Raw genomic sequence first — 5,729 nt, 5'->3', positions numbered from 1 at the left:
AGCAAATCTCCCAACGCGAAAGCGCCCGCGGCCCCGACGTCGGTCAAGGCCGCGGGCGGGGCAAACGAAGAAGGGGAGACGCGGGGGCCTGTCGTGGCTACACCGAGATGTCGGCAAGCTGGGCTTCTACCTCCTCACGCCGGTCCTGGAGGAAGGGCGGCAGCATTAGCGTCGTGCCGAGCTCGTCGACGGGCTCGTCGTGGAGAAAGCCGGGCGGGTCCGTTGCGATCTCGAAGTTGACGCCGTTCGGCTCGCGGAAGTAGAGGGAGTGAAAGTAATTGCGATCCTTCATCGTGGTGACGTCGTGACCGGCGTCTCGGAGCCGCTGCCGGACGGCCATTTGATGCTCGTCGTCCGCCACTCGAAACGCAACGTGGTGGACCGTGCCGTACCCCCACCGTCCCTCGTGCATGTTGGGCTCGTTGTAAAGGTCGATGAACTGAGCGTGGTCGGGCCCGGGGACGCGGTATCGGGTCCAGTCCCCGTTCTGGGGCGTCGGCTCGTGGTCGACCTGCTCGTACCCCATCAATTTGAGGACGTCCGCGGTGAGCTGGCCATTGTGAGGGTGAATGGTGACCCCGTGGAACCCGCGCACCGCGTGTTCGGCGGGCACGGGTCCATCGGCCCACGGGTCGATGTCGGACCGTCCCGTAATGAGCTCCAGGGGCTGGCCGTCGTGGTCCTGAAACTGAATGACGGTCCGTCCGAAGCGCTCAGTCACGGGGTAGAGGGTGGCGCCTTCTGCGGCGCCGAGTCGGTCCACCCAGTAGTCGATGGCGCCCTCCGGAATGGTGAAGGCCGTGGCGGTGGCCTGTCCGCGCCCCACCTGTCCCTGCTGGATGCTGTGGTGCGGCTTGAAGGTGAGGACCGTGCCGGGCGTGCCTGTCTCGTCGGCGTAGTAGAGGTGGTACATCGTGGGCCCCTGGAAGGCCTCCGAAGGGTTGTTGAAGAGGACCGTCTGCTTGACGAGGCGAAGCCCCAGGACGCCTGTATAGAAGTCTAAGTTTTCCTGTGGGTCCTGCGCGTAGGCGGTGACGTGATGAATGCCAGAGACTGGGTTGCTCATGGGGGGAAGGACTGTTGGGGGGGCGAGAGACGGAGCGGGAGACAGGGCCCTGTGAGCTCTTCGACACGCGGTCAATTTCCGTGGGCATACTCTACAAACCCTGGTGGTGAGAATTGTTCGGAAGGGCTTCCGTCACAAGAACGTATCGCTGCGTTTAAGCGATCCCCAGGGGCAGTTTTTGTATACTGCAGTCAGTGGCTGGTCGAAAAATCCATACTGATCGAAAAGCCCACAAAAGCTGGCCCGCTCGGAGCGGGCCTTTCGTGTTGGTGCCTCCGTTTCGAGACGTCCCGTTCCGGATCGTCGGCGGGACGTTTTGTCGTTTGGCACCCTCCTTCCCGCACCGGCCGGCCGGTGCGCCCTGAGCGTCAGGATGGAGACTCCCGTCTCCGGGTCCGAGGGCGCGGTGGGGACACACGGAACCGATCCTGGCGGGGTCGCGGGCTCTCCGCCACGCCAGTGCTCACAGAAGAATCCGGCTGGCGGTGCCGACAATGCGGTCCATCAAGGCGTCCCGGAACTGCTCGGCCCGGACGGCCGCCAGTCCCGCCTGCTTGAGCGCCTCCATCTCGGCCAAGTCCTTCTGTCCTCGAACGAGCCACTCGAACTCGTTCTGGGAAAGCTCTCCCTGCTCCAGCAGGCGGGCCCACCGCCTCAGGTCGTCCTGCGTTCGCTCCAGGAACGCCTCGCCGTCTTCGAGGGCAGCGTCCCGCACCTCTTCCAGGTGGGTCGTGGCGAGGTCCGTAATTTCGTCGCGTAGGGCGTCGAGAAATGCGTCGATGTCAGGCATCGGTCGGTGGACTGGATGAACAGGTCCGTCGGGGGCGTGGGGGCATGGATCATGAGCCGTTTCGGACCTCCTCGGGGTCTCTCTTGCCGCTCTCCAGCTCGATGATCGTATCGAAGGCCCGGGCCACCTGTGTTTTCTTCTCGTCAACAAAGGCGGGGGAGAACGAAGACTGCTCCTGCCAGTCGGCCAGAAAGCCCCCCAAGAGGTCCCGCTCCGCGTCAATGAGGATGCGCCACTGCCGCGCCGAAATTTCATTGTTGGGGCGTCCCTTCGCGAACTCGTGGGCCTTCTCCAGGTCGGTCTTTAGCTGCTGGACGGCCTCGGCGTGCTCCGAATAGGGGCGGGTGGCCTCGTCCATGAGGGCCAGTGCCTCCACCTTCAGGGAGGTGGCTTGTTCGTACGCCTGAGCGTTGAATTCGGAAATGGCCGGACCACAGGCCGAAAGAGCCAGCAGCAGGAGTCCCAGAAGGACCGTCCCTGCCGCGGATGGGGCACGGGTCGTCGGAAGACGGCGAAGAAATCGATTCACAGGACGCGGCATGAGTGCCGGACGTTATGAGGTACATTACGAGTCTACAACGGGGAGATGCTCCACCTCCTCCTCCATCGAGGCGCGTTCCTCCCGGGTCGTTTGCTCGCGCTGCTCGGGCCTTCGATCTGCAGCGCCATCCCCCCAAGGGTCCAAAGCGGAATTCGTAGACACGTGAACCGACGCAGGCATAACGTCCGGCGTCCAAGGGGCGACAGATCCACTCTGATGGAAGGTCGATACGCTGCCCATTTCCGACGGAAAAAGGAGGAGAGTGTGGACGTCAGCTACAGAAATAACGGCCATCTGGAGGAGGAGTCCGTTCTTGTCGAGCGTGCCCGTTTCGCTCGGGGAGCGGTCGTTGTCCACAACTCGTCCACGTGCGGATACGACTTTTATAAATAACGGAAATCCGCTCATCGGGGCGAAAGCGGGAGTTTCGGGGCAAACGACGGGTCTTATTTCTGTTATTGTTGCAAGTTCGTCCGGCACGGAGATGCCGTAAAAAGTTATCCACAGCTCCATCCACAAGCCCTGGAGAATCGGGGCGTAGCTTTTGCCAATAACGACAAGGTTGTAGTTGGGCAGTCATCGCCGGCGGGCCTGTACGAATTCTAGACGAGAGCGGCGACTGTCTCAGCCCCTGCGGAATCCTCTCTGAGGGCCGATCGTAGTGAACATGCTGTTTGACGGCGATTTTCTGCAGACCTACAGTTGCGCGTACCCTTCACTTTGATCCGTCTCTTCCCATGGCCGACGAAAGTAGTGCATATCCCGAGCCGAGTGATTTTGAAGTAATGCGGCCGACATACTACGAGAACGACGACGGCTTCATCACGGCCAAGATCGAGATTTCTCCGTTCAGCGTCGAGGGGGAGAGCCAAACGAAGGCCGGGGCCCGCCGGGCCGCCATTCATGAGGCCCGCAAGACGTATCACTCCTACCACCCTAGCTACGAGGTGGAGAGTCCTTTCCCAGATCACTTTGTTGACCGAGAGGGAACGGAGTGGCATCGCCTTCCTCCGTTCGAGCGGTCCACCTACGGCGACTACAAGTTCGTGAACGACTACGGTGAAGAGGAAGTGGTGGAGGAGGACTACGCCGACATCGAAACGATGCTGATGTGGGATGTGCGACCGGTGGAGGTGCTCGACGAGGAAGAGGTGGAGGCATAGTGGAAGCGTAGTACAGTGGTGCGCGCGGCGACGTTCTCGCGCCAGTCCTGGTCTTCCCAGATCGCCGTGCAGGGGACTGCCCCTGCCAGCCGAGCACTGCGCTGCGGGTCGGGTTGAGGGAAGCCCAGTGGCACAGTTGGGGCCGCGCCTCGGTGATCCGAAGGGCATCCCGGACCCGCAACGTCCGTTGAGGGCGCCGCATGCAGGCCAACGATGTAGGCGGTTTCAGCGATGACCGCCGTCCCCGCCACGCAGGCGATCTCGGATGTGGTCGTGTCGCTCGTCCAGAGGGACCACAACGAGGCGCACCCCCAAAGCTTCGTCCGGGGACCGTGCGGGAGGTGAGCCCCCACACGTCCACGCCGAGTTGTCGGTGGGGAGGCCGTTGATGACGATGAGAGGCCGGCTGACGCCGGTAACGAGATCGCAGACGGACGCGGGCGTCTGCGTGCTGCTGGGGAAGGAGAGGCAAGGTCTTTGCTCTGATAAACGCATCCCAGCGTCCAGCCGATCGGAAACCGCGTCCGGAGCGGCGGTCGGTGGGCGCTCCTTGCAGCGATCGCGTTCGCCCCACTGGTCCCCGCGTTCTCTTCATGGCTGTTCCTCGTTCTGTGCGTGAGATTGTGTGGTCCGCGTGCGCCTGGGGACTCCTCGCAGGCCTACTGCTTGGCGTCGCTGTGCCGTCTCTGCATGCCCAGCCCCAGCGGGCCGACGGCGTGTTCTACGGCAAACTTGGGGGCGGGCTCTCCGACTTTGCGAGCGACCTGTCGTCGTGGCGCCCGGCACATCCGTTTGGGGGAGACAAATTTGCTCGAGGGGCAGGGCTTCCATTCGTGTTCGTTGGAGAGGTCGGGTACCAGTTTTCGCCAAGCTGGGCCCTGGGGGTTGGAATTCAGGGCGGAAACTATCCGGTGGAGGTCTACCCCGAGATCGAAGGCATTTCAGACTCGTACCGCTACGCGCCGCAGCTGCTGGGGCGATACACCTTTTCCGGCGGGGCCGTGGCCCCGTACGTGGACCTCGGGGTCCACGCCACGCTTGGGGGCGACCGCCCTCCGACGCGCATCGGCGTGGGGCCCTCGGTGGGAGGCGGCGTGGACATCCATCTCGGGCGAGCGGCCTCGCTCTATGTGGAGTCGCGGGTCAACCTGACTTTTCCCGGCGGGGCCGTGGACGGGTCCAACGACGAAACCCGGTTCGACGCAACCGGCCAGCTTCTCGGGTTCGGACTGAAGGTGCCCCTCACGACGCCAACGCCCCCGCAGATCTTTCAACTAGACGGGCCAACGACCGTGCAGGCCGGCACGTCGGTCACGTTCGCGGCGACTGTCAACGAGGAAGAGGCCGACCGTCCCCTGCACTACCGATGGGACTTCGGAAACGGCGCGACGGCTACGGGCCGAACGGTCACACATTCTTTTGAGCAGCCTGGGAGCCATGAGGTCTCGTTCACTGCGCGCAACCAGGCCGGAGCGACGGACCACTCCCTCGCCGTCACGGTGGAGCGGCCCCCGAAGCCGCCCCGTCTCGCAACGGTCCGTGCCACCCCGGAGCCGGTGGCGGCGGGGGCGCCGGTGCAGTTCCGTGCGGCGGGGACAGGGGCTGATTCGCTTGCGTACGAGTGGCGGTTTGGGGACGGCGCGACCGCAGCGGGCCCATCGCCCACCCACACGTACACGGCCCCAGGCACGTACGCCGCGCGGGTGCAGGTGTCGAATCGCGACGGGGCCGACGCCCAGACGACCCGTGTTCGCGTGGTCCGGTCTGCTGAGCGGGACACGAGCGCTTCGGAGGCGGCGGCGCCGAGCCCTCCGGATTCGTCGTCGACGCCCCCTGGGCCGACTGCCCCCCCGGCCGAGACGGCCCCACAGAAGCAATGGGGCATCGTCGTCGCCTCGATGAGCGAGGAGGGGCAGGCGACGGCCGTGGCCCGTCGCTACCGCGAGCGACTTCCGGAGACCGTACGTGTGGGGGTCGTTGCAGCTGAGAGCGATCGGGGCGCCCGGCGGCATCGGGTGGTGCTCGGGCCGGTCGGGGACCGCGAGGCCGCCCGACAGGTGCTCGCAGAGCGGGCCGAGGACTTGCCGTCCGGGGCATGGCTGCTACAGCTTGAGTAGCAACGTTCTCTGTGTCGTGCAGAAATGCCCGGGTCTCGTGTCGCGGGCCCCT

5 protein-coding genes are annotated in these 5,729 nt (G+C 64.5%); 2 read left to right on the top strand and 3 right to left on the bottom strand.

All coding sequences use genetic code 11. From position 1 onward, the window contains the following. Positions 1 to 97: 97 nt before the first annotated feature. The 3 genes from V5A20_RS12845 to V5A20_RS12835 form a co-directional block, all read right to left on the bottom strand. Positions 98 to 1,066 (bottom strand): ring-cleaving dioxygenase, encoded by a 969-nt coding sequence (locus V5A20_RS12845; RefSeq protein WP_332316542.1) that lies wholly within the window; start codon positions 1,064 to 1,066, stop codon positions 98 to 100. Positions 1,067 to 1,529: 463 nt separating this feature from the next. After that, on the bottom strand, positions 1,530 to 1,856 hold the full coding sequence (locus V5A20_RS12840; protein ID WP_332316543.1) for a hypothetical protein: 327 nt from the start codon (positions 1,854 to 1,856) through the stop codon (positions 1,530 to 1,532). Between the two features lie 49 nt (positions 1,857 to 1,905). Next, complete coding sequence (locus V5A20_RS12835; RefSeq protein ID WP_332327512.1) at positions 1,906 to 2,397, bottom strand: hypothetical protein; 492 nt, start codon at positions 2,395 to 2,397, stop codon at positions 1,906 to 1,908. A 737-nt stretch (positions 2,398 to 3,134) separates the two neighbouring features. On the opposite strand from V5A20_RS12835, the gene V5A20_RS12830 reads away from it, so the two are divergent. Continuing rightward, the gene (locus tag V5A20_RS12830; protein ID WP_332316545.1) at positions 3,135 to 3,560 is read left to right on the top strand and encodes a hypothetical protein; all 426 of its coding nucleotides are present in this window, start codon (positions 3,135 to 3,137) and stop codon (positions 3,558 to 3,560) included. A 611-nt stretch (positions 3,561 to 4,171) separates the two neighbouring features. Next, a complete protein-coding gene (locus V5A20_RS12825; RefSeq protein WP_332327511.1) occupies positions 4,172 to 5,677 on the top strand; it encodes a PKD domain-containing protein in 1,506 nt (501 codons plus the stop codon). Positions 5,678 to 5,729 lie beyond the last annotated feature (52 nt).

Source organism: Salinibacter sp., assembly GCF_036626415.1.
Classification (GTDB): domain Bacteria; phylum Bacteroidota; class Rhodothermia; order Rhodothermales; family Salinibacteraceae; genus Salinibacter.
This window is presented reverse-complemented; position numbering and strand designations above follow the sequence as displayed.